We start from the raw sequence: 22,035 nt of genomic DNA on the forward strand, positions 1-22,035 counted from the left end.
CGCCGGGTGCGGTGGTGGTCAGCGTGGTGGCGATGGCGTTCCAGGGCCGCCAAGTCGGCGGCGGTTAAGGGCGTGGCAGCAAGCATCGAAGCAAAATAGATAGAAGACAAATCTATACGATTACTTCTGCACGAGTACTTAAAGGCCTGGAGTTCTCAGAAGCCTACGCCGCTGCCACTATTGTTGAGCAAGACGGAGTAACTGTGCGGCTGATTCATTATCAGCACCTGCTGCAAGCTAAGCGCACCGCTGGACGCCCGCGAGACCAAAACGACTTAGACGGTGTTATGAACTTGTAAGTAATTCCAATGAGGCCGCCTTGGCGAGCATGAGTCCGGCAAAGGCCAGATAGTGGAGTTGCTGCAAGCTCACCGCTAGGCGTTCGTAGTCGCGGGCCAAGCGCTTGTAGCGGGCGCTCCAACTCAGGCTGCGCTCGACGACCCAACGGCGGGGTAAGAGCACGAAGCCGCGCTTGGTGTGGCCCAATGTGACGACCTGCAAGTCGATGCCCTGGGCCTGGGCCGCTTGCGCCGGAGCCTCGCCCGTGTGGCCTTGGTCCGCGTAGGCCAGGGTAACGCTTTGGCCCGATGCTACTTGTGCTTCCTGGGCTAGCACGCCTACTTGGGCCCGGTCCTGCTCGTTGGCGGGCGTGACCACCGCGGCCAGCAGGTGCCCCAGCGTGTCGACGGCCACGTGCACCTTGCTGCCTTTGCGCCGCTTGGCCCCGTCGTAGCCGGCCCGTGCGCCGCTCTCGGGCGTGCTTTGCAAGGTGCGGGAATCGAAAATAACGGCGCTGGGCTCTGCGGGCCGGGCTTCGTTCAGGCGCAACACCTGGCGCAGGTCGTCGGTCAGGGCTTCAAACACGCGGGCGTCGCGCCAGCGGGCCCATTGCTGGTAGCACGTGGCCCAGGGCGGCAAATCGTGCGGCAAGTAGCGCCACGTGCAGCCCGTGCGCACCACGTAGCGCAACGCATTAAACAGCTCGCGTAGCGGGTATTGGCGCTGGCCGGCATCTTCGCGCACCAGCAGTAAATACGGCAGCAAAAAGGTCCATTCGTCGTCCGTGACGTCGCTCGGATAGGCGCGGCGAGTAGTCTCCATACCCGCTAATTTCGCTTACAGGTTCATAACACCGTCTAGAGAACTTGACGCAATGAAAATCGACGCGGCGCCTGATGCATCAGGCGCCGCTTTCGTTTGTACACTATAAAGATTGATGCTGTAAAACACCCAGTTCAACGTGTTATCACCCCGGCTCGGCGAAGAAGGAAATCCTTGGGAGGCTCAACTCAGTAAGTTTGGTTAATTAATCACCTCAACCTTTTCTGCACGTGTCCAAAGTTTACACCTTCGCCGCCATTGTTCTGTTTTGGGTTACGCTGAGCACATCGTTGCTGCGTGTGCAACTCGTGTCGTCGCCGGTGTACAAGATGCGTGTACCTACTCACCGTTCAATGCTGATTTCTACTCCTGTTGCTGTGCAGACGAAGGCTGCCGCAACATTTAGCTATAATTAATTACGGTCCTGCTAGGAATAGTCGGACCAATTATTCGATTGACTTCGACTTATTCATTTTTAGGATTTATTGTTATTGAAAAGAGCCGCCCCAGTTAGGAGCGGCTCTTTTCGTTGTAAGTGGATTGTTTAAACGGCTTAGAAATTCCGCTCGCCCGTCTCGCGCTTACCTAGCATCACCGAGCCCACCATCGCTGCCAGCAATAGAATGGAGGCCAGCTCAAACGGCAGTGCATACTGCTGAAACAGCACCAGCCCCAGGCGGTCTACCATCCCAACTTGCGAATCGAAGCTGGCCGGGTCATACCCGGTGGGGTTGATATCACGCAAGGCCGTTACCAGAACCAACAATAAAGAACCGCCGGCAATTACCGCTGCCAACTTGGCTAAGGCCGGTTTGTGCGGTTCCGTCTCCTTATTCAGATTCAGGAACATGATGACAAAAAGGAAAAGCACCATAATTGCTCCCGCATAAACAATCAAATTGACTGCTGCGAGGAATTGCGCGTTTAGTAGTACGTAATGAATTGATAAACATCCAAATACGCCAATTAGGCACAAGATACTATAGATTGGATTCTTGGCAAGAACTACACCCAACGCTAAGAAAAGCGTTAGAAAAGCCAAGAAGTAAAAAGGTGAAATATTAAGCATCAAATTGGCGGCTTGTGTTTCGCTTATTAGTTGATTCAAGCACTTGACTTGAAGATTATCGTTATGCGCTCTGCAACTGCGCGCGCAGCTTGTCGGCTTGCTCGGGCGTGAGCTGGATGCCGCGCTTCGAGCGGTTGTCCGGCGTCACGGGCTCTACCAGCCGGTCTTTGCCATAGATGAACTCGTCGCGCTCGAAGCGTGGCGGGGCCATTTTATCGGCTTGCAGGTACACGGCAGCTTTCGGGCAGGCTTCTTCGCAGAGGCCGCAGAAAATGCAGCGCAGCATGTTCACCTCGTAGCTCACGGCGTACTTCTCCTCGCGGTAGAGGTTTTCCTCGCCCTTCTTGCGCTCGCCGGCCACCATGGTGATGGCTTCGGCGGGGCAGGCTACGGCGCAAAGACCACATGCGGTGCACCGCTCCCGGCCGGCTTCGTCGCGCTTGAGCACGTGCAGGCCGCGGAAAACGGGGGAGAAGGGACGGGTTTCGTCCGGGTAGCGTACGGTGACTTGCTTCTTGGTAGCGGCGCGGAAAAAGTGCCGCATCGTAATGGTCAGGCCCTGGAAAATAGCCGGCAGGTAAGCCCGCTCGGCCAGGGTCATGGGCTTCTTTTCGAGAACTTTGGCGCGTTTGCTTAGGGATTCCATGGTCGTTATTTAATCACGCCGAACGTAATCAGGCCGCCCGTCAGCATGATGTTGAAGATGGCCAGCGGGATGAGAATCGTCCAGCCCAGGCGCATCAATTGGTCGTAGCGGAAGCGCGGCAAGGTCCAGCGCACCCACATGAAGAAGAAAATGAAGCTGAAGATTTTGGCGAACAGGCCCACCAAACCAAGAATGGTAATGATGTTTTGAGCCGTCACCAACTCCAGGCCTTGCGACGACACCAGCCAGCTGCGCAGCTCGGCTTGGAAGGGGAAATTGAAACCACCGAAATACAGCACGCTCATTACGGCCGAAGCCACGAATACGTTGATGTACTCGGCAAACAGGTACAGACCCATTTTCATAGAGCTGTATTCGGTGTGGTAGCCGCCAATCAACTCGGTTTCGCACTCGGGCAAGTCGAAGGGCGTCCGATTGGTCTCGGCGAAAGCGCACACGATGAAGATGATAAAGCCCAACGGCTGCTTCATCACGTTCCAGTTGAAAATGTCCTGCCACACAAACGGTGCATCAGAAGCTTGCTGGAAGGTGATTTCGCGCAGCGACAGGGTGCCCGACATCATCAACACGGCAATCAGGGCGAGGCCCATGGCGATTTCGTAGCTGATGTTTTGCGAGGCGGCGCGGATGGCGCCGAGCAGGGAAAACTTGTTGTTCGAAGCCCAACCGCCAATCATGATGCCGTACACGCCCAGCGACACCATGCCAAACACGTAGAGCATGCCGACGTTGATTTCAATGCCTTGCAGGTGAATGGCGGTTTCGCCAAACTGCAGCACGTTGCCAAACGGAATAACCGCCGACGACATCAGCGCCGTGACCATCGCCAAGCAGGGTCCGAAAACGAACAGTGCACGGTTGGCGCCAGCCGGAAAAAACTCTTCTTTGGTGAAGAGCTTCACGGCATCAGCAAGCGGCTGTGCCAAGCCGAACGGCCCGGCACGGTCCGGACCAACCCGGTCCTGCAGAAACGCCGCAATGACGCGCTCTGCATAAGTTGAATAAGTGGCAATCAGCAGCGAAACGCCGAAAACTACCAGAACGACGAGGCCTTGCCAGGCCAAAGGTGGAAAATCCATGTGTTGTTTTCTAGGTCTTTAAACCGTCATGCAGAGCGCAGCGAAGCATCTCGCTCGCCGCAAGTAACCCACACGTCAGGTTTAGTGGTGACACGCGAGATGCTTCGCTGCGCTCTGCATGACGTTCTTTTAATTATCGTTCTGTTCTAGCCATTAATGCCACCCAAGCGGAGGGGCGGGTTGCGTTCTAGTTCGCGGGTGGTGCTTTCCGGCAGGTCGGCCAGCACTTGTGGGTTGATGACCGGCAGTTCGTAGTGGTTGGCCGATATAACCGAAGCGCGGTTGATGTGCGCCGGGCCTTCCAGGGTCCAGTCCGAAGTTTCTTTTTTGTCGAAGCGACAGGTGTTGCAAATCCACTCTTTCACTTCGCCGTACTGGTCTTTGCGGGCCGTTACGCGAAGCACGTCCTTGCCTTTGTACCAGAGGGTTACTTTGCCGCAGCACTTCTCGTTCTCGCAGTCGCGGTGGGCGTTCACGGGTTTCGTAAACCACACGCGCTGCTTGAAGCGGAAGGTCTTGTCGGTCAGCGCGCCCACCGGGCATACGTCGATGACGTTGCCGCTGAACTCGTTGTCGATGATGTTCTCGATGTAGGTGCCGATTTCCGAGGCATCGCCGCGACCCAGCACGCCGTGCACGCGCTCGGGGGTGAGCTGGTCGGCGGTGTACACGCAGCGGTAGCACAGGATGCAGCGCGTCATGTGCAGTTGGATAAGCGGGCCGATGTCGATTTTCTCGAAGGTGCGGCGCTCTTCCTCGTAGCGGGTGGTACTCACGCCGTGCTCAAAGGCAAAGTCTTGTAAGTCGCACTCGCCGGCTTGGTCGCACACCGGGCAGTCGAGCGGGTGGTTGATGAGCAGCATTTCCACGATGCCCTTGCGCACGTCCATCACCTGCTGCGAGGTGGTATTTTCGACCACCATGCCGTCTTGCACCGTCGTGATGCACGAGGCCACCAGCTTGGGCATGGGGCGCGGGTCTTTGGTCGAACCGGCCGCCACGCGCACCAGGCAGGCGCGGCATTTGCCGCCGGTGCCCTTCAGCGGGGTGTAGTAGCACATGGCGGGCGGCACCACGCCCCCGCCAATTTGGCGGGCCGCGTTCAGGATAGTGGTTCCGTCCGGAACCTCTACCTCAATGCCGTCGAAGGTTATTTTAGCCATTGGTTTTGTGATTTTTAATTCTGGCGGTCATGCAGAGCGCAGCGAAGCATCTCGCTCGGATTAGTAATTACTTGTAGCACGCGAGATGCTTCGCTGCGCTCTGCATGACGTTCTTTGGTTAAGCCAGCACCGCTGCGCCGCTATAAGCAGCGCCGGGAGCAGTGGCCTCTTTGGGGTTGGTCACGTGCCACTCAAACTCGTGGCGGAAGTGACGCACGGCGGCAGCTACTGGCCACGCTGCGGCTTCGCCGAGCGGGCAGATGGTGTTGCCTTCAATCTGCTTGGCCACGCTCACAATCAGGTCGATGTCGTGCATTGAGCCGTGGCCGTGTTCGAGGCGGTGCAGTACTTTTTCCAGCCAGCCGGTACCCTCACGGCAGGGCGAGCACTGCCCGCACGACTCGTGGTGGTAGAAGCGGCTGAAGTTCCAGGTGTTCTTCACGATGCACGTGGTTTCGTCCATCGCAATGAAGCCACCGGAGCCCAGCATGGTGCCCGTGATGAAGCCGCCATCACTTAGCGACTCATAGGTCATCAGGCGGTTTTCGCCGGCTGCGGTTTTCAGGATAAGCTCCTTGGGCAGAATCGGTACGGATGAACCTCCAGCTACTACCGCCTTTAGGTCGCGCCCTTTCCAGATGCCGCCGCAGTACTCATCGGAGTAGATGAACTCTTCCACCGGCACGCCCATCTCGATTTCGTAGATGCCCGGCTTGTTCAAATGGCCGCACGCCGAAATCAGCTTGGTGCCCGTGCTTTTGCCCACGCCCAGCTTGGCGTACTCGTCGCCGCCGTCGTTCACAATCGGAACGACTGCCGCGATGGTTTCCACGTTGTTCACCACCGTAGGGCGGGCGTAGAGGCCCTGCACAGCGGGGAATGGCGGCTTGTTACGCGGGTTGCCGCGCTTGCCTTCCAGTGATTCCAGCAAGGCAGTTTCTTCGCCGCAGATGTAGGCGCCGGCACCGGGGTGCACATGCAAATCGAGCGAGTAGCCCGAGCCGAGGATGTTCTCGCCCAAGAAACCGGCCGCGTAAGCTTCAGCAATGGCCTTTTCCAGAATGCGCAGCACGTACAACAACTCGCCGCGGATGTAGATGTAGCTGGTGCGCGCGCCCAAGGCGTAGCTGCCCGTAATCATGCCCTCGATGAGCAGGTGGGGCAGTTTCGACATCAGCTGACGGTCCTTGAAAGTGCCCGGCTCCGATTCGTCGGCGTTGCAAACGAGGTAGCGCGGCACGCCCTCGGGCTTGGCCAGAAAACTCCACTTCATGCCCGTGGGGAAGCCCGCGCCGCCACGGCCACGCAGGCCCGACTTCTTGACTTCTTCCACCACTTCGTCGGGCGTCATGGTTTTGAGCGCCTTCTCTACGGAGCGGTAGCCGCCGTGCTTGCGGTACACGTCGAAAGTGTGAATGCCTTCGACGTTGATATGTTCAGTTAATAGCTTGCGGCCCATTCCAGCTTCTCGTTAGGCGTTGGGTTGATTATTCTCTAACCGCGTGATGCGGACTTCTTGTTGCTCAAGGTGCTGACGCACATAAGCGCTGTATTCTCGAAAAGCTACAACAAGAGTCTCTGTGCTGCGGCGGTTTTCTTCGATATAAGTTTTGACTAACTCACTGGTCCGGCTAATCTCGCGCAAAACTTCGTCTAATATGCTCGATAAGTTGTCGTCCCAGTCAGCCATAAGCTTAGTGATTTTTGAGTGAGTTGGGCAAACCCGTTTCTTCCCACGGCAAAATGGGACGGTGCACCAAGCTCTTCAATTCGTTCAGCATGGCGTCCACCGCTTCCGGCGTGTCGAGCTGCTCGTAGTATTTCTCGCGCACCTGCACGATGGGGGCGAAGCCGCAGGCAGCCAGACACTCCACTTCTTTCAGGGTGAAGGTACCGTCGGGCGAGGTGCCACCGACTTTGGCACCGGTGATGCGCTCGAGGTGCGCCGTCAACTCGTCGGAGCCGCGCAGCATGCAGGGGCCCGTGCGGCAGATTTCCAGCACGTGCTTGCCCACCGGCTTCAGGTTGTATTGGGTGTAGAAAGACGATACCTCGTACACTTCAATGGGCTTGATGCCAAGGGTTTCGGCTACCAAGTCCTGTGCTTCGGGGCTTACCCAACCGCCGAACTCGGCTTGCGCAATGTGCAGAATCGGCAGCAGGGCCGACTTGCTCCGGTCTTCCGGGTAGTGCGTGAGCAGGCGCTTGATTTCCGCTTGCGCGGCGGGAGAAAATTGCGGTTTGTTCGGCGCGGTGGTCGGCTCCATATCAATCAGATTCACAGAAAACTAGGCGTCCAGCTCGCCGGCGATGACGTTCATGGACGAGAGAATGACAATGGCGTCCGACAGCGTCGTACCCACGGCCATTTCCGGGTAAGCTTGGTAATAGATGAAGCACGGCCGGCGGAAGTGCAAGCGGTAGGGCGTGCGGCCGCCGTCCGAAATCAGGTAAAAACCCAACTCGCCGTTGCCGCCTTCCACCGAGTGATACACCTCACCCACAGGCGCATCAATCTCGCCCATGATGATTTTGAAGTGGTAAATCAGGGCCTCCATGTTCTTGTACACTTCCTGCTTGGCGGGCAGGTAGTAGTGCGGCGCATCGGCGTGGTAGGGGCCTTCGGGCAGGTTGTCCAGCGCCTGCTTGATGATGCGCAGGCTCTGCCAAATTTCCTCGTTGCGGACGATGAAACGGTCGTAGGTGTCGCCGTTGGTGCCCACCGGAATGTCGAACTCAAAGTCTTCGTAGCTCGAGTAGGGGTTCATGGCGCGCACGTCGTAGTCGACGCCCGCCGCCCGCAGGTTGGGGCCAGTGAAGCCATAGTTCAACGCCTTCTCCGCCGAAATCGGGCCCACGTTCACCACGCGGTCCATGAAAATGCGGTTGCGGTTGAACATCGACTCGAACTCCTTCATCACGGCCGGGAAGGTCTTCAGCCAGTCGCGCAGCTTCTGCAGCGCCACGGGAGAGAAGTCCCGCTCCATGCCGCCCACGCGGCCCATGTTGGTGGTCAGGCGCGAGCCGCACACCTCCTCGTAGATTTCGTAAATCTTCTCCCGCTCCTGGAACACATACAGGAAGCCGGTGAAGGCGCCGGTATCAACCCCGAGAATCGAGTTGCAAATTAGGTGGTCGGCAATGCGGGCCAACTCCATCATAATCACGCGCATGTACTGCGCCCGCTTGGGCACGGTCACGCCGAGCAGCTTCTCCACCGTCATGTGCCAGCCCATGTTGTTGATGGGTGACGAACAGTAGTTCATCCGGTCGGTGAGCGGCGTGATTTGGTAGAACGGCCGGCGCTCCGCGATTTTCTCAAACGCGCGGTGGATGTAGCCGATGGTGGGCACGCCCGACACAATCCGCTCGCCATCCATTTGCAGGATGTTTTGGAAGATGCCGTGTGTGGCCGGGTGCGTGGGGCCCAGGTTCAGCGTCGTCAGCTCCTGGCTGAAGTCGTTGAGCAGGGGCATGAGTTGGCCGTGGCGCTGCGCGGCGGCCTCCTCGTGTATTTTATGGGTGCCTTCCAGCGTGTCGTTTACTGCCATTTTATTATTGTCATCCTGAGCGCAGCAAAGGACCTTATCACGTCCGCGCCGCAGGTTATTTCTATAAATTCTGGCGAAAGCAGCGGTGATAAGATGCTTCCTTCGTCAGCACGACAAATGGCCTAGCGGCCGAAAAACAGGTCGGTTTTGTCTTCGCGGGTACCGTCCTCAAGCGGATATTCTTTCCGCATGGGGTGGTAGTCCATGTCCTCGACGTTGAGGATGCGAATGAGATTGGGGTGGCCGGTGAAGATGACGCCGAAGAAGTCGTAGGCCTCGCGCTCCATCCAGTTGGCGGTGGCGTAGAGGTCGGTCAGGGTCGGCACCACCGGGTCGGCGATGGGGAAATAGATTTTAATCCGCAGGCGGATGTTCTGCGTCAGGCTGTGCAGGTGGTAAATCATGCCCAGCTCCTGGCCCTCGTTCTCGGGGTAGTTGATGCCGCACATCGTGGTCAGGAAATGGAATTTGATTTCCTGGTCCTGCTGCAAGCCAGCAATGATGTCGTGGATGCGCTCCCGCGTGGTGGTCACCGTCAAGAGGCCGTAGGGCTCCTCCACATCGGTGAAAGCGGCCTCGCTAAACAACTTATGCAGCAAAGCCAACACCCGCGCATTCTGGACCTTATTCGGGTCTTCGGCAACTGGAGCTTCGGGAGCGGCGGCAGATTCCTGAGGATTCATTCGGGGTTGTTGCTCTTTGTTAGTTGTTAGTTGCTCGTTGTTAGTTGTCAGTTTTTATAAAGCCTAACAACTGACAAAGAGCAACTAACAACCAAGTTACTTAATGTTGTACGACGCCAGCAGGGCCTGATACTCGGGCGCGTTGCGGCGGCGGAATGATTCATTCTTGGCGAGGTCCTGCACGCGCATCAGGCCGTCGAGCACCTGCTCGGGGCGGGGCGGGCAGCCAGGCACGTACACGTCGACCGGAATGATGCGGTCGATGCCTTGCAGCACCGAGTACGAGTCGAAAATGCCGCCCGAGCAGGCGCAGGCGCCCATGGCCAGCACCCAGCGAGGCTCGGCCATTTGCTCGTACACTTGCTTCACGATGGGGGCCATCTTTTTGGCAATGGTGCCCATCACCATAAGCAAGTCGGCCTGGCGGGGCGAGAAGCTGGGCCGCTCGGAGCCGAAGCGCGAGATGTCGTAGTGAGAACCCATGGTGGCCATGAACTCGATGCCGCAGCACGAGGTAGCGAAGGGCAGGGGCCAGAGCGAGTTGGCGCGGGCAATGCCCACCACTTTCTCTAGTGAAGTGGCAAAGAAGCCAGCGCCTTCAACGCCCTCGGGGGCCTCAACAGTTTTAATTTCCGGAACTCGGGTATCCATAGTCGAAAGGAGTCTTGGTTGGAGGGCCTAATGGCCTCATTGCGAACACCAGCGGCGACGCAAAAGTTTGGCTGAATCAGGCTTCGTTCCAGCGCAGGATGCCCTTTTTGATGATGTACAGGAAGCCCGCCAGTAGGAAGAACATAAACAGTACCATGGCAATGAACCCGTCGTTGCCCAAGGCGCGGAAGTTTACTGCCCATGGATACATGAAGATTACTTCCACGTCGAACAGCACGAAAACAATGGCCGTGAGGAAGTATTTCACCGAAATTGGGGTGCGGGCGTTGCCCACGGACTCGATGCCGCACTCAAAAGCGCCATCCTTCACGGCGCTTTGGCGCTTGGGGCCTACGAGGTGGGAAACAATCATGGCGAAGGCCACAAATGCCAAAGCCAGACCGAATTGAATCAGAATGGGGAGGTAATCGGAGGGCTGATAATTGGCAGCCGATTGAATTAAGAACATAGCTGAAAATTTAGAGGATAGCAGCACCCAAGGGCGCTGAAGGGCAAAGGTAGCGCCCACAGGGTTGGGGCGCAATGTTGAAATCTTCCAAGGCGTTGGTGCCTATCTTTGGTTATAAAGCAACAACCGATGGGACAGGAAGAACAACAGCCGCGCCGTTATACAGTCGAGGAGTATTTGGCTTTGGAAGAACAGAGCGAAATCCGGCACGAATACTTTGACGGCGAAATCTTTGCCATGGCCGGAGGCGATGTTTCGCATAATTTAATCGGGTTAAACTTCGCCGCTTCATTTCGTCAGGCGTTGCGTGACCAGCCGTGCAAGGTATTGATGGAAGGTGTGCAATTGGCCGTGCAAGAGGGCCGTCACTACACGTACCCCGACGTGATGATTACCTGCGACCCCGAAGACCAGCGAGCTAAGCGGATACTGAAGGCGCCGGTGTTGCTCATAGAGGTGCTCTCGCACTCCACGGCTGAGTACGACCGCGGCCGGAAGTTCAATCAGTACAAGCAGCTGCCATCCTTGCAGCATTATCTGTTGGTGTCGCAAACTTCTTGGTTGGTAGAGTGGTATCGCCGCGAGGCTAATAACATCTGGAGCTTTACGCCACTGGTGGAAGCCGAAGACACGCTGGTGATTCCTGATTTAAACATCAACCTCACCGTGGCCGAGGTTTATGAGGGTACAGATGTGGCTCCGTTGCGAATCGCGGCCGAAGAGCCATTAGCTCCTTATGGAGCACAGCGCTTCTAAAGTCATCAAGTTTTTTTATGCAAAAGGGCCGCCCCGGTATCGGGGTGGCCCTTTTTCTGTTCAAACGTTAAGCCTTTAAAAACCGCCAGCGGCTACGTCCAGGTTTTCGCCGGTGGCGGCGCCCAGGAAGGGGTAGCGGTAGTCTACGGGCGGCACGAAAGTTTCCTTGATGGCGCGGGGCGACACCCAGCGCAGCAGGTTCAGGATGGAACCGGCCTTGTCGTTGGTGCCGGAGGCGCGGGCGCCGCCGAAGGGCTGCTGGCCCACCACGGCGCCGGTGGGCTTGTCGTTGATGTAGAAATTGCCCGCGGCATTTTGCAGGCGCTTGCTGGCCAGGTCGATGGCGTACCGGTCTTGCGAGAATACGGCGCCGGTGAGGGCGTAGGGCGAGGTGCTGTCCACGAGGTCGAGGGTTTCTTCGAACTTGTCGGCGTCGTACACGTGCAGGGTGAGAACGGGGCCGAATAGCTCTTCGCACATGGTCACGTACTTCGGGTCTTTGGCCACGATGATGGTGGGCTCGACGAAGTATCCTTTCGACTTATCGTAGTTGCCGCCGGCGATGATTTCGGCTTCCGGGTCGGCCTTGGCGCCGTCTATGTATTTGGCCAGCTTATCAAACGAGGCCTCGGTGATGACGGCGTTGATGAAGTTCGAGAAGTCCTCCACGTCACCCATTTTGAAGGACTTGAGGTCTTCCACCAAGTAGCCTTTCACTTCCTCGTAGAGGTTGCTGGGCAGGTACACCCGCGAAGCCGCCGAGCATTTCTGGCCCTGGTACTCAAAGGCACCGCGCGAAATGGCTGTGGCCACCGCTTTGGCATGGGCCGAGGGATGAGCCAGGATGAAGTCCTTGCCGCCGGTTTCGCCCACGATGCGCGGGTAGGACTTGTACTTGTGAATGTTCTGGCCAATGGTCTTCCAGATGTTCTGGAACACGCCCGTGGAACCCGTGAAGTGGATGCCGGCAAAGTCGCGGTGGTTGAACAGGACCTCGCCCGCCGTGGGGCCGTCGGCGTACACCAAGTTGATGACGCCGTCGGGCACACCTGCTTCTTTGAACAGCTCCATCAGCACCTGGGCCGAGTAAATCTGGGCGTCGGCGGGCTTCCACACCACCACGTTGCCCATCATGGCCACGCAGGAGGGCAGGTTGCCGGCAATGGAAGTAAAGTTGAACGGCGTGAGGGCGAACACGAAACCTTCGAGCGGGCGGTGCTCCAGGCGGTTCCACATGCCAGCCGACGACTGCGGCTGCTGCTCGTAAATCTCCCGCATGAAGTGCACGTTGTAGCGGAAGAAATCAATCAGCTCGCAAGCGGCGTCGATTTCGGCTTGGAAGGCGTTTTTGCTCTGGCCCAGCATGGTGGCCGCGTTGATGCGGGCACGGAAGGGGCCTGCCAACAACTCGGCGGCTTTCAGAAAAATGGCCGCACGGTGCTCCCAAGGCATTTCCGACCAAGCCGGACGGGCTGCCAGGGCGGCGTCGACGGCTTGCTGCACGTGGCTGGCCTCGCCTAGGTGAAAGTGGCCGAGGGTGTGCTGGTGGTCGTGGGGCGGGCTGATGCGTTGCAGGTTGCCGGTGCGTACTTCCTGGCCGCCGATGTGCATGGGGATGTCCAGCTCCAGCTGCTTGAGGCGCTTGAGCTCCCGGTGCAGCTCGGCGCGCTCGGGCGAGCCGGGCGCGTAGCTTTTTACCGGTTCGTTAATCGGGGTCGGAACATTGAAAAAGCCGTTGGCCATAGGGTTCGGATTAGGTGGTACGTGGGAGTTTTGGTGGGAGGGGGCAAAGGTATAGGTAAAGAGGGACCATATTAGCGAGCGTAGTACTGGGTAGAATCCATGTGCAGTTCAGCCCAGTTTAGGTTCTTCGTACATACCCAGCGCCCCTCAACTCGCTGTAATTCGTCGATTTTCTTTTTGCTCCGATTAACCAAATAGGCTTGGGGTAGACCACGTGCGGGTTCATCGTACTGCAGAACAACGGTGTCTCCAGACAATTTGAAGTGGCCGCTTTCGTACGCGGCAGGTAGGGTTATATCGAACTGGCCGTTCTTGAATAGCGTCAGTCCCCACATACTGAAAGCATTATCAGAATACGCGTAGAGAATGGCAGACCGAACTGGGGTAGGCCAGAAGGCGTAGGTTACCAAGAGCAGACCTGCACCTACCAGAAAAAGCCTCCATCTACTTTTTACCATGCTCATTGCTACTATCTAACGTCTCTACAGCCGCTTCAGCAGCTCCCGCACCTGCTGCTCCAGGTCCTGGAAAGAGCCGGTGTTGTGAATGGTGAAGTCAAAATGCCGGTAGTCGTCCATGGCCACTTCGCTGGGGTGGTTGTCGTCGCGGGTGCCGTCGCCGCGCTGCTGCAGCGGGTCGCCTTCAATGCGGAGCATGAGGCCGCCGCGGGCCCGGATGGGGTCGGCTTCGTTGGCAAAGCGCACGTCGGGCACCAGCACGCAGGCGTCTTTGGGCAGGGCCGCAAAAAAGGCGTCTACCCACACTAGGGGCTCCCAGGCGCGCAGGGCGCTGCCCACTTGCTGCAGCATTTCGCCGCGGGTGCGCCTGAACGTGGGCACCAGCTCGGCCTTGCCTTTTTGGGTGTAGTAGGGCGCTACGGTTTCGCCGGTGAGAGCCGCGCAGACCGATTTAATGGAATCTCCGAAGGAGCGTATTTGCCAGGTGCGCTCGGGCTGCAGCTGTTGCAGCAGGCGCGCCACGGTGTCTTTGCCGCTGCCCCGGCGGCCCGACATGCCAATGAGGTGTATCATGGGAATCGTTAGGTTAACTGAAGCCAGTAAACCGTCATGCTGAGCGCAGCCGAAGCATCTCTACCGTGAGAGTAAATAATTACTGTTGCAATCGAGATGCTTCGGCTGCGCTCAGCATGACGCCTAGAGAATCTGAAGCTCTACAAAATAGCCTTCAACTCGCTCAGGCAACTGATTTCGTGCGTGATTTGATTGAAATGGCGGCGCTTGTCCGGATTGAAATATACTTGGTCGATACCCGCGTTGTAGGCGCCCAATACGTCGCATTCGAGGTTGTCGCCAATCATGAGGCTTTCGGCGGCGGTGGCGCCGGTGCGTTCCAGCGCGTGCTGAAACATGCGCGGGTCGGGCTTGAGGTGGCCGCTGTGCTCCGAGGTGATGACTTCTTCGAAATAATGCGTCAGGTTCGACGAGGCCAGCTTGATGCCTTGAATGTCGTTGAAGCCGTTCGTTATCAGGTGCAGCCGGTAGTGCTGCTTGAGGTAGTCGAGCACCTCGTGGGTATAGGGGAACACCGCCGACTTCTGCGGCAGAATGTCGGTGAACTCCTCCGAAATCGTGGCCGGAATGTCGGCTTCGGGCACGCCGAGCTTGGCAAGCGTGCGCGCGAAACGGGCCTCGCGCAGCTGCTTCTGGGAGATTTTGTTGCTTTGGTACAAGCGCCACAGCGCGTGGTTGATGTCGCTGTACACGCGGATGAACTCCTCCACGGTGAAGGTGCCAAAGCGAGCGAAATCGTGCCGGTCGTACAGCGTGCGCAGTGTTTCGTCGGCGTTTTTCTCGAAATCCCACAGCGTGTGGTCGAGGTCGAAAAAGAGGTGGCGGTACTTCATGTAACGGTTATCAATTAACATTTAACAGCTCGTCCTGCCGCGCTTGCTGAACCGCTTTACTGCGGCGTTCACAATTAGTTGCACGGCACAGCGGCGTTGGCTGGCTCAGGAACACCACCTTCCTGCCCGGGCGCGTCAGCTTAAGCTGCCGGCCAGTGCCATGCTGAGCACGCCGGCCAGCATGATGCCCTTGCACCACGCGCTGAGGTGCCTGAAGTGCCGTCGGCGGTCGGCCCGGATGAGCAGGCGCGCCAGCTGCGCCATGGGCAGCAACACCAACAGCAGCAGCCACGTGCCCAGCGGCCAGTGCCCGCTGTCAAACACCCGGTACGTGGCCCCCACCGTCAGCAGGCCCAGGCAAGCCAAAAAGAACCCCGTGACCCATTTGGTGCGGGCCACGCCCACCACCAGCGGCAACGTGCGGCAGCCGTGCTGGGAGTCGCCGCGCATGTCCTCCACGTCCTTCACAATTTCGCGCACCATCGTGAGCAGAAACGCTGCCAGCGCATAGGGCCACACCACGCTGTTGCTGTCGTTGCGGGCCAGCTGCAGCTGCAGCTCCGGGAGCAGCACCAGCGCGGCCGTAAGGGTGGCAATGCTGGCGTTGCCCGCCAGCGCCACCCGTTTGAACCGCGCCGAATAGCCCCACAGCAGCAAGGCCGTACCAAACGTGACGGCCCCCAGCACGGGGTGCAGCCAGGTGGCGAGTAGCACGCCCGTGCCGCTCATCAGCACGTGGGCCAGCATGGCCTTGCGCCGCCGCACCACCCGCCCAATCACGAGGCGGTCGGGCCGGTTAATGGCGTCAATCTTGACGTCGTAGTAGTCGTTGATGATGTAGCCGGCTGCCGCCACCAGCAGCGCGGCCAGCACCAGCAGCCCAAAGCGCGGGGCCAGCAGCGACACGCGCAAGGGCTCCTCTGGCAGCAACAGGCCGGCTCGCACCAGCACAAGGCACAGCAGCATAATGAGCAGGTTGGGCCAGCGCACCAGCGTGGGCAGGGCCGTGCGCAACTGCTCCGCCGGGGGCGGGGGCACGGCGGCGGGCTTGGGCGGGGGCTGGTTCATGGGGGGCGCGGGCAGACTGCAAAGGTCGCCGGAAAGTGACGGGCGGGTACACCCTCCAACGCCGAAGGGCAATAAAAAAGCTTCTCCGGTGGGGAGAAGCTTTTTTGAAGGGTTGCCCCTGGATGAGGAGTGCTTAGACTTTGCGAACGTTCACGGCGTTGATGCCCTTGCGGCCTTCCTGCGTTTCAAACTCTACCCGGTCGTTTTGCTGCACCGTGGCGCCATTCAGGCCGGTTACGTGGACGAAAAAATCTTCTTTCGTTTGGTCGTCGGTCACGAAGCCGTAGCCTTTGGCTTCGTTGAAAAATTTAATGATGCCGGTTTTCATGCAAAAAACAAAAATGGAAAGATGGAAAACTGCCCGGGTAAAGGCTGCGGGTATGCCTGAAATGGCAGGTGAACGCCCACTTCAGGCCAGCTTACGCGGGAAGCCGGCACCGGGTTGGCACCGGCCGCCAGCTGCCACTTTGTTATTGGTTGTCGCGCCACTCGTACACCCACTTGGCCTGAATCTGCTCCAGGTGGCCTTCGGTGGCTTGCTCGCGGGTGCCGTCGAAGTTGTCGAGGCCCAGCACCCACTCAATCAAATCGGTGAACCGGATGCGGTAGATTTTGGCTTCGGTGAAGTCATCGCCAAACTTCTCGTAGAGGGCCATGGCAATGTCCTCGTGGTCGGCCCAGTGCATGGGCGGCTCAAAGTGGTTCATGCTTTTATTAGGGTAAGCGGGTATGGGGGTGGGAGGGTAGGTGTTTTCAGAGGGAGGGCATATAGAATGCAATTCTGCTACTCTTACCCTCCTATCCCCTCACCCTCATACCCTAAAAATTAATGTCCCAGGAAGTGCTGGGGGGGAATGGTAACGACCAGCTGCATGTCGGTGTCAACAACGCACTGGCAGGCCAGGCGGGAGTTGATGCGCGGGTTTTCGGCGCGGTCGATGAAGTCTTCTTCCTTGTCGCTGATTTCGGGCAGGTCATCGCCGCCCGAGTTGATGTAGATGTGGCAGGTGCTGCAGCCGCACACGCCGCCGCAGTTGTGCTGCAGCTGAATGCCGTTGTTCAGGGCCACGTCGAGCACCGACTCGCCGGACGCCGCCACGTGGGTTTGGGCCGGCTGGCCGTCGCTGAACTGGAAGGTGATGGTGGTGGCAGGAACAGACAAAACGTAAAGCAAAAAAGAGAAAAGAACACGGCATTTGCCGCCGCAAAGGTACTCCGCTGGCCCGCGGCATCAAAGCTGGGCCTGGATGCTGGCCGTGAGCTGCTCGTAGAGGGCCTGCCAGGCCGGGTGGGCAGCCAGCGCGGCCTGGTGAGCGGCCAGCGTGGGCGCGTCTTGGCGCACGGCCGGCCCGGTTTGCACCGTGAAGGGTGAATTGGCCAGGGCTTTGTCCACGGTTTCGCGCACCAGCGGGGCTAGCAAGGTGCTGGGCAAATTGGCCTCCGCCAGCAAGGCATCAGCTATGCCCAACAGGTGGTTGGTGAAATTGTTGGCAAACACCGCGGCCACGTGGAGCTGCAGCCGCTGGGCCGAGCCGAGTAGGCGTACGTGCTGGCTGAGGCTGCCGGCTAGCCCGAGCAGGGTCGCTTCGGCTGCCGGGCCCGTGGCTTCGATGAACAGCGGCACGGTGGCCCAATCGATGGCCCGGCCGGGGCTGAAGGTTTGCAACGGATAAAAAACCCCGCCCCGCACGTCCGGGTGCTGCTCGAACACGCTCAGGGGCAACGCCCCGGCTACGTGCGCCACGAGTGCGCCCGCCGGCCACGCAATGCTGGCCAGCAGCGGCGCTACCGCCGCATCGGGCACGGCCAGGAAGTAGACATCGGCCGGGGGCAGGGGGGCGGCGACCGACGCCAGGGCGGTTGCCTGGGGCAGCTGCGCGGCCAGGCTTTCGGCCGAGGCCAAGCTACGGCTCCACACAAAAACGACGTGGTGGCCGGCAGCGACCAGCGCCGGGCCCAACTGGCTGGCCACCCGGCCCGAACCCAACAAACCGATGCGCATAAAAGAGGTGGAAGAAAGGGGCATGACGAGTGAACTAGCGCGGTTTCGGAGTCGCTGCACCGTAGCGCGGACTTTTAGTCCGCGAGTGGGGGCCCTTGGTACTCGCGGACTAAAAGCCCGCGCTACTTGCCCAACCGTACACGGACGCCGAAACCGCGCTAAGCCGCGCTTTGCCGATGAACGGGGCCGGAAAAGCGCACGCATGGGCAGCAAGCCACTGCGGAGCTAACCACATTGTGCCTGGGTTCGCTCAATTGTGCCAAAAGTTTAGCAACTTGTAGCCTCAAAACTACGCGTCAACCGCCTGCGGCAGGTTGAGGCGCAAGCTTTTCCGCCATCCCTTTTTCTTTTCTTATTCACCCATTTTACTCGTTTTCATGAAAGACCATTACAATAGGCCGGGCCTCACCGCGCGTCTGCGGCAGGTGGCCCTGGCGGCGGTGCTGGCCACAGGAGCCGTTGGCACGGCGCACGCGCAGCTGGGCTACGTGGCGGCCAACACGGTTAACACCACCGGGACGTACACCGACCTGGCGGCCACGGGCACTGCCATTGCCACGCCCAACACCGACGACGCCAACTCGGCCGCGACTCCCATTGGCTTCACGTTCAACTACAACGGTACGGCGTTTACCGACTTTGTGCTGAACACCAACGGCTTTATCAAGCTGGGAACCACGGCACCCACCGGCCCTTCCTACACCGACAGCGGCACCAGCACCGCCAACGGCCCCATCACCGGCGCCGATGCCAACCTGCTGCTGCCCTTCAACCAGGACCTGACGGCCGGCACGGGCACAGGGGGCGCCGAGTACCGGGTGGCCACTACCGGCACGACGCCTAACCGCGTGACCACCATTCAGTGGAAAAACGTGTCGGACAAAGCGCGGGGCGCCGTTCTGACACAGTACGCCAACTTCTCCTTCCAGGTGAAGCTGTACGAAACCAGCAACCAGATTGAATTTGTGTACGGCACGGCCACGCCCGGTGCCGCCTCGGCCGATACGCCGAAATTTGGCACGGTGGGCCTGAAAGGCAGCACCGCTGCGGGGTCGATTCTGGGCACGAAGGCCTCGGCCACGCCGTGGTCGGGCACTGTGTTTGCCGCCGGTGCCTACACGGGCAATGGCCACAATTTTCGGGTGACTGTGCTGCCCGACCCCGGCCGCACCTACCGCTTTGCCATTCAGGTGGCAAACGACGCCGCAGCTGCCAGCATTCAAGGGTACGCTTCGGTGATTGTGCCGGCCAATAATCCATTTACGCTGCGGGGCGTGGTGCGCAACGCGGGTACCAACGCGTTGACCGCTGCCACCGCCGTTACCTTGACCATCAGCGGTGCCAACACCTATACCCAAACGCAAAACGTGGCCGCGTTGGCCGTGGGCGCCAGCGGGGTGGCTACGTTCTCGGGCATTACGCTGCCCAACGTGGGCCAAAACACGGTGACCCTGTCGGTGGACAACGACGGTAACAACGGCAACAACTCCATCTCCCAGCCGATGGAAACCAGTGCTACCACCTTCTCCCTGGCTACGCCGGGCGGCGCCAGCGGCAGCAGCGTGTTCAACGCAGATGGCGGTTATTATGCTGCAAAAATGACACTAAGCGCTGCCAGGAGCATAACTTCTGTTAGTGCTCTGATTAGTGATGCTGGCAATCAAGCTACTGCCAAAACAGCCGTGGGTGAAAGCGTGTATGGTGTGGTATTAAACGCCACCACTGGTGCCCTGCTAGCCCGCTCGGCTGACTATGTTATCACAACAGCCGACGTTAACACCTTTCACACGTTCACTCTCATAGCTCCTGCTACAGTGCCAGCCGGCGACGTGCTCATCGGCATGGCGCAAACGCCTTCGAGTGGTGCATTGCCATACTTCCCCTTCGGTGTACAACTGGAAGACCCTAACCGTCCGAATACTTACTTCGGCGGCGATATAGGAGGAGCCGCTCCCGCTGCGGCACTGACGGCAACCGGCCAAACTGGTTTCAAATTTCCGTTTGGCGCTGTAACCTCAGCACCTGCTAACAGCGACTTGGCTGTGAATGAAATTCAAGGATATGGTTCCGTTGCCGTACCGGTAGGCAATCCCTTTAGCATACGGGGCGTGGTGCGCAATGCCGGCATTGCTGCCGTGAACACCCCCACGGTGGTCACGCTCACCATCAGCGGAGCTAATACTTTCTCACAAACCCAGACCCTGCCTTCACTGGCTGTCAGCAGCACGGCTGTCGTGAACTTCACTAACATCAGCCTGGCCAACGTGGGTGCTAATACGGTTACAGTGACTGTAGCAAATGACGATAATAATGCTAACAACTCTGCGGTGCAGGCGATGGCTACGAGCGCCACGCGCTTTTCGTATGAGACACCAGGTGCTTCTAGTGGTACTAGTGTATTCCAAGCGACGGGTACCAATAACTACTATGCTGCGAAGATTACGCTGAATGCTGCTCGGAGCATTTCTTCTGTCACAGCTTTGATTAGTGACGCTGGCAACCAAGCGGGTGCAGCTAAAACGTCGGTAGGCGAAAGGGTTTATGGTGTAGTGATAAATGCTTCCACAGGCGCCTTGCTAGGCCGCACCGCAGACTATATCATTGCCACCGCCGACGTCAACCAATTTCATACCTTCACCTTTAGCGCGCCTGTAATAGTCCCAGCTGGGGATGTGCTCATCGGCATGGCGCAAACGCCCTCAAGTGGCACACTGCCTTATTACCCCTTCGGTGTTCAAAACGAAACTCCCACTCGCCCGAGCACTTTCTTCACAGGCTCTTCTTTAATAGCAGCTGCTCCAACCCCGACCATCATAACGGGGGTTTTCAAGTTTCCTTTTGGTGCTGAAACTGCTACTCCTCCCACTTGCTTCGCGCCTACGGCCTTCGCCGCTACTGGCAGCACGGCCACGTCGGTATCGTTCTCGTTCACGGGCGTGACGGGTGCTACCGGTTATCAGATTGTGTACGGCCCGCGCGGCTTCACGCCCAGCGCCACCAGCACTACTTCGCCCACCTTCACGGGGACGACGTACACGCTGACGGGCCTGACCGGTGCCACGGCGTATGATTTCTACGTTCGCACCATTTGCAGCGCTACGGACCAGAGCGCTCCGGCCGGCCCAGTAAGCGCTACCACGGCTTGCGTAGCACCCACCATTAGCTCGTTCCCGTACTCCGAGAACTTCGACGTGGTGGCCACGGGCCAGACCTTGCCCTGCGGCGTTACGGTGAGCGACGTCAACAGCGACGGCTTCACCTGGCAGGCCCGCAGCTCCGCCGTTAGCCCCGCGACGGCTAACGTGGCCCGCTCGGCGCCGAATGCCATGGTGTACGGCTTCAATAGCAACGACGTGACCGTGGGCGCCAACGACTGGTTCTTTACCCCGGCCCTGGCCCTGAGCAGCACGCAGCGCTACCGCTTGTCGTTCTACTACCGTGGGCCCGTGGGCTCGGCTGGTAACCCCTACACCAACGCCTTGGAGGTGAAGTACGGCGCAGCGGCGACGCCCGCTGGCCAAACAACCACGCTGTTCACCAATAACTCCATTTCAAACGCCGGTTACTTGGTGGCCAACAACACCAGCACCCCGGTGGTGGCCGACATCACGCCGGCTTCGGGCACGTTCTTCGTGGGCTTCCACGCCACCAGCTTCGCCGACCAAGGCTTCCTGGCCGTGGACGATGTGATGATTACTGCCGGCCCGCTGGCTACTTCCGAAGCGCTGAAGCGCGCCGTGAGCGTGTTCCCAAACCCCTCGGCCACGGGCGTATTCAACCTGGAAATTCACGGTGCTAACGCCAAGAAGGCCCTGAACGTGGAGGTGACCAACATGCTCGGTCAGCGCGTGTACACCGGCATGGCCAAAGACAACCTGCGCACCGCCGTAGACTTGTCGAAGCTGGCTTCGGGCATTTACAACATCAAAGTGCTCAACGGTGAGGAGTACACCATGCAGCAGATTTCGATTGTGAAGTAAGCTTCGGCTTTTTCCTTTCAGGCAAAAGGGCCGCCCGGTTGGGCGGCCCTTTTTTGTGCGCTTCATATGGTTTCTTGACAGAACCGGGCTACCGCCGCCTCATCTCAGAACGCTGGAAAGGCTGTAGCGTGGTCGTCCCGGAGGGACTCTGCGAGTCCGCACACGAGCGGGATTCACGGATGCACGGAC

The 22,035-nt window shown here is 58.9% G+C and carries 23 protein-coding genes; 3 read left to right on the forward strand and 20 right to left on the reverse strand.

Annotated elements, in window-relative coordinates:
• Positions 1-285: 285 nt before the first annotated feature.
• On the reverse strand, positions 286-1,101 hold the full coding sequence (locus VF629_RS12905) for an IS5 family transposase (RefSeq protein WP_331058900.1): 816 nt from the start codon (positions 1,099-1,101) through the stop codon (positions 286-288).
• A 230-nt stretch (positions 1,102-1,331) separates the two neighbouring features.
• On the opposite strand from VF629_RS12905, the gene VF629_RS12910 reads away from it, so the two are divergent.
• On the forward strand, positions 1,332-1,517 hold the full coding sequence (locus VF629_RS12910) for a hypothetical protein (RefSeq protein WP_331058901.1): 186 nt from the start codon (positions 1,332-1,334) through the stop codon (positions 1,515-1,517).
• A gap of 137 nt (positions 1,518-1,654) precedes the next feature.
• Here VF629_RS12910 and VF629_RS12915 read toward each other — a convergent pair whose 3' ends face one another.
• The 11 genes from VF629_RS12915 to VF629_RS12965 all read right to left on the reverse strand — a co-directional run bounded on the left by VF629_RS12915 (position 1,655) and on the right by VF629_RS12965 (position 10,433).
• On the reverse strand, positions 1,655-2,170 hold the full coding sequence (locus tag VF629_RS12915; protein ID WP_331058943.1) for an NADH-quinone oxidoreductase subunit J: 516 nt from the start codon (positions 2,168-2,170) through the stop codon (positions 1,655-1,657).
• Between the two features lie 61 nt (positions 2,171-2,231).
• Complete coding sequence (locus VF629_RS12920; RefSeq protein ID WP_331058902.1) at positions 2,232-2,816, reverse strand: NADH-quinone oxidoreductase subunit I; 585 nt, start codon at positions 2,814-2,816, stop codon at positions 2,232-2,234.
• Between the two features lie 5 nt (positions 2,817-2,821).
• A complete protein-coding gene (gene nuoH, locus VF629_RS12925; RefSeq protein ID WP_331058903.1) occupies positions 2,822-3,916 on the reverse strand; it encodes an NADH-quinone oxidoreductase subunit NuoH in 1,095 nt (364 codons plus the stop codon).
• A 146-nt stretch (positions 3,917-4,062) separates the two neighbouring features.
• Complete coding sequence (locus VF629_RS12930; protein WP_331058904.1) at positions 4,063-5,079, reverse strand: 2Fe-2S iron-sulfur cluster-binding protein; 1,017 nt, start codon at positions 5,077-5,079, stop codon at positions 4,063-4,065.
• Positions 5,080-5,197: 118 nt separating this feature from the next.
• A complete protein-coding gene (gene nuoF / locus VF629_RS12935) occupies positions 5,198-6,538 on the reverse strand; it encodes an NADH-quinone oxidoreductase subunit NuoF (RefSeq protein WP_331058905.1) in 1,341 nt (446 codons plus the stop codon).
• A gap of 12 nt (positions 6,539-6,550) precedes the next feature.
• Entirely contained in the window at positions 6,551-6,769 is a 219-nt protein-coding gene (locus VF629_RS12940) for a hypothetical protein (protein WP_331058906.1), read from the reverse strand.
• 4 nt (positions 6,770-6,773) lie between these two features.
• Positions 6,774-7,346: an NAD(P)H-dependent oxidoreductase subunit E gene (locus tag VF629_RS12945; protein ID WP_331058907.1), complete on the reverse strand. Its 573-nt coding sequence runs from the start codon at positions 7,344-7,346 to the stop codon at positions 6,774-6,776.
• Positions 7,347-7,367: 21 nt separating this feature from the next.
• Positions 7,368-8,555 (reverse strand): NADH-quinone oxidoreductase subunit D, encoded by a 1,188-nt coding sequence (locus VF629_RS12950; protein WP_331058944.1) that lies wholly within the window; start codon positions 8,553-8,555, stop codon positions 7,368-7,370.
• A 197-nt stretch (positions 8,556-8,752) separates the two neighbouring features.
• A complete protein-coding gene (locus VF629_RS12955; RefSeq protein ID WP_331058908.1) occupies positions 8,753-9,313 on the reverse strand; it encodes an NADH-quinone oxidoreductase subunit C in 561 nt (186 codons plus the stop codon).
• Positions 9,314-9,409: 96 nt separating this feature from the next.
• The gene (locus VF629_RS12960) at positions 9,410-9,964 is read right to left on the reverse strand and encodes an NADH-quinone oxidoreductase subunit B (RefSeq protein WP_092674994.1); all 555 of its coding nucleotides are present in this window, start codon (positions 9,962-9,964) and stop codon (positions 9,410-9,412) included.
• Between the two features lie 76 nt (positions 9,965-10,040).
• Complete coding sequence (locus VF629_RS12965) at positions 10,041-10,433, reverse strand: NADH-quinone oxidoreductase subunit A (RefSeq protein ID WP_331058909.1); 393 nt, start codon at positions 10,431-10,433, stop codon at positions 10,041-10,043.
• A gap of 129 nt (positions 10,434-10,562) precedes the next feature.
• Between VF629_RS12965 and VF629_RS12970 the strand changes: the two genes are divergently transcribed.
• On the forward strand, positions 10,563-11,189 hold the full coding sequence (locus tag VF629_RS12970; protein WP_331058910.1) for a Uma2 family endonuclease: 627 nt from the start codon (positions 10,563-10,565) through the stop codon (positions 11,187-11,189).
• A gap of 75 nt (positions 11,190-11,264) precedes the next feature.
• Here VF629_RS12970 and pruA read toward each other — a convergent pair whose 3' ends face one another.
• The 8 genes from pruA to VF629_RS13010 all read right to left on the reverse strand — a co-directional run bounded on the left by pruA (position 11,265) and on the right by VF629_RS13010 (position 17,890).
• The gene (gene pruA / locus VF629_RS12975) at positions 11,265-12,932 is read right to left on the reverse strand and encodes an L-glutamate gamma-semialdehyde dehydrogenase (protein ID WP_331058911.1); all 1,668 of its coding nucleotides are present in this window, start codon (positions 12,930-12,932) and stop codon (positions 11,265-11,267) included.
• A gap of 482 nt (positions 12,933-13,414) precedes the next feature.
• Complete coding sequence (locus VF629_RS12980) at positions 13,415-13,963, reverse strand: hypothetical protein (RefSeq protein ID WP_331058912.1); 549 nt, start codon at positions 13,961-13,963, stop codon at positions 13,415-13,417.
• Positions 13,964-14,103: 140 nt separating this feature from the next.
• Positions 14,104-14,796 carry a YjjG family noncanonical pyrimidine nucleotidase gene (locus VF629_RS12985; RefSeq protein WP_331058913.1) on the reverse strand — a complete coding sequence of 231 codons (693 nt, stop codon included), beginning with the start codon at positions 14,794-14,796 and terminating at the stop codon, positions 14,104-14,106.
• 135 nt (positions 14,797-14,931) lie between these two features.
• Positions 14,932-15,864, reverse strand: coding sequence for a geranylgeranylglycerol-phosphate geranylgeranyltransferase (locus VF629_RS12990; RefSeq protein WP_331058914.1), 933 nt, complete (start codon positions 15,862-15,864; stop codon positions 14,932-14,934).
• 133 nt (positions 15,865-15,997) lie between these two features.
• Positions 15,998-16,192 carry a cold-shock protein gene (locus VF629_RS12995; protein WP_068188929.1) on the reverse strand — a complete coding sequence of 65 codons (195 nt, stop codon included), beginning with the start codon at positions 16,190-16,192 and terminating at the stop codon, positions 15,998-16,000.
• Positions 16,193-16,334: 142 nt separating this feature from the next.
• Complete coding sequence (iscX, locus tag VF629_RS13000) at positions 16,335-16,571, reverse strand: Fe-S cluster assembly protein IscX (protein ID WP_331058915.1); 237 nt, start codon at positions 16,569-16,571, stop codon at positions 16,335-16,337.
• Between the two features lie 119 nt (positions 16,572-16,690).
• Positions 16,691-17,026 (reverse strand): 2Fe-2S iron-sulfur cluster-binding protein, encoded by a 336-nt coding sequence (locus tag VF629_RS13005; RefSeq protein WP_331058916.1) that lies wholly within the window; start codon positions 17,024-17,026, stop codon positions 16,691-16,693.
• 69 nt (positions 17,027-17,095) lie between these two features.
• Positions 17,096-17,890: a Rossmann-like and DUF2520 domain-containing protein gene (locus VF629_RS13010; RefSeq protein WP_331058917.1), complete on the reverse strand. Its 795-nt coding sequence runs from the start codon at positions 17,888-17,890 to the stop codon at positions 17,096-17,098.
• A gap of 353 nt (positions 17,891-18,243) precedes the next feature.
• On the opposite strand from VF629_RS13010, the gene VF629_RS13015 reads away from it, so the two are divergent.
• Positions 18,244-21,846, forward strand: coding sequence for a T9SS type A sorting domain-containing protein (locus VF629_RS13015; protein ID WP_331058918.1), 3,603 nt, complete (start codon positions 18,244-18,246; stop codon positions 21,844-21,846).
• The last annotated feature ends 189 nt before the right edge of the window (positions 21,847-22,035 follow it).

This window comes from Hymenobacter sp., from assembly GCF_036388155.1.
Classification (GTDB): domain Bacteria; phylum Bacteroidota; class Bacteroidia; order Cytophagales; family Hymenobacteraceae; genus Hymenobacter.

Excerpts from the sequence above, each read along its gene's own strand:
- VF629_RS12905 (WP_331058900.1), bottom strand. The coding sequence starts at position 1,101 with ATGGAGACTACTCGCCGCGCCTATCCGAGCGACGTCACGGACGACGAA.
- VF629_RS12915 (WP_331058943.1), bottom strand. The coding sequence starts at position 2,170 with ATGCTTAATATTTCACCTTTTTACTTCTTGGCTTTTCTAACGCTTTTC.
- VF629_RS12920 (WP_331058902.1), bottom strand. The coding sequence starts at position 2,816 with ATGGAATCCCTAAGCAAACGCGCCAAAGTTCTCGAAAAGAAGCCCATG.
- nuoH (WP_331058903.1), bottom strand. The coding sequence starts at position 3,916 with ATGGATTTTCCACCTTTGGCCTGGCAAGGCCTCGTCGTTCTGGTAGTT.
- VF629_RS12930 (WP_331058904.1), bottom strand. The coding sequence starts at position 5,079 with ATGGCTAAAATAACCTTCGACGGCATTGAGGTAGAGGTTCCGGACGGA.
- nuoF (WP_331058905.1), bottom strand. The coding sequence starts at position 6,538 with ATGGGCCGCAAGCTATTAACTGAACATATCAACGTCGAAGGCATTCAC.
- VF629_RS12940 (WP_331058906.1), bottom strand. The coding sequence starts at position 6,769 with ATGGCTGACTGGGACGACAACTTATCGAGCATATTAGACGAAGTTTTG.
- VF629_RS12945 (WP_331058907.1), bottom strand. The coding sequence starts at position 7,346 with ATGGAGCCGACCACCGCGCCGAACAAACCGCAATTTTCTCCCGCCGCG.
- VF629_RS12950 (WP_331058944.1), bottom strand. The coding sequence starts at position 8,555 with ATGCCCCTGCTCAACGACTTCAGCCAGGAGCTGACGACGCTGAACCTG.
- VF629_RS12955 (WP_331058908.1), bottom strand. The coding sequence starts at position 9,313 with ATGAATCCTCAGGAATCTGCCGCCGCTCCCGAAGCTCCAGTTGCCGAA.
- VF629_RS12960 (WP_092674994.1), bottom strand. The coding sequence starts at position 9,964 with ATGGATACCCGAGTTCCGGAAATTAAAACTGTTGAGGCCCCCGAGGGC.
- VF629_RS12965 (WP_331058909.1), bottom strand. The coding sequence starts at position 10,433 with ATGTTCTTAATTCAATCGGCTGCCAATTATCAGCCCTCCGATTACCTC.
- VF629_RS12970 (WP_331058910.1), top strand. The coding sequence starts at position 10,563 with ATGGGACAGGAAGAACAACAGCCGCGCCGTTATACAGTCGAGGAGTAT.
- pruA (WP_331058911.1), bottom strand. The coding sequence starts at position 12,932 with ATGGCCAACGGCTTTTTCAATGTTCCGACCCCGATTAACGAACCGGTA.
- VF629_RS12980 (WP_331058912.1), bottom strand. The coding sequence starts at position 13,963 with ATGATACACCTCATTGGCATGTCGGGCCGCCGGGGCAGCGGCAAAGAC.
- VF629_RS12985 (WP_331058913.1), bottom strand. The coding sequence starts at position 14,796 with ATGAAGTACCGCCACCTCTTTTTCGACCTCGACCACACGCTGTGGGAT.
- VF629_RS12990 (WP_331058914.1), bottom strand. The coding sequence starts at position 15,864 with ATGAACCAGCCCCCGCCCAAGCCCGCCGCCGTGCCCCCGCCCCCGGCG.
- VF629_RS12995 (WP_068188929.1), bottom strand. The coding sequence starts at position 16,192 with ATGAAAACCGGCATCATTAAATTTTTCAACGAAGCCAAAGGCTACGGC.
- iscX (WP_331058915.1), bottom strand. The coding sequence starts at position 16,571 with ATGAACCACTTTGAGCCGCCCATGCACTGGGCCGACCACGAGGACATT.
- VF629_RS13010 (WP_331058917.1), bottom strand. The coding sequence starts at position 17,890 with ATGCCCCTTTCTTCCACCTCTTTTATGCGCATCGGTTTGTTGGGTTCG.
- VF629_RS13015 (WP_331058918.1), top strand. The coding sequence starts at position 18,244 with ATGAAAGACCATTACAATAGGCCGGGCCTCACCGCGCGTCTGCGGCAG.